This is a genomic window from Psychromonas aquatilis, assembly GCF_038155185.1.
GTDB classification, from domain to species: domain Bacteria; phylum Pseudomonadota; class Gammaproteobacteria; order Enterobacterales; family Psychromonadaceae; genus Psychromonas; species Psychromonas aquatilis.
Map to the genome: position 1 here is coordinate 1 of NZ_JBAKAZ010000509.1, position 206 is coordinate 206.

The 206-nt window shown below is 39.8% G+C and carries 1 protein-coding gene; it reads left to right on the top strand.

The annotated features are described in order from the left end of the window. The coding region (locus V6256_RS16325; protein WP_341599221.1) for an efflux RND transporter permease subunit at positions 1-206 on the top strand (206 nt) is incomplete at both ends.

The window sequence follows — 206 nt, forward strand, 5'->3', positions numbered from 1 at the left end:
AGTACAAAATAGCCAAGTAACCGTAGGACAAATTGGTCGCACACCGTCTACGGATACACAAATGATCAATGCCACTATCACCGCACAAAGATTATTAACCACAGTTGATGAGTTCGAAGACATCTTACTTAAAGTCAACGAACATGGCTCTAAAGTACGCTTAAAAGATCTGGCTAAGGTTGAACTAAGCAGACAAAAATCTAGTG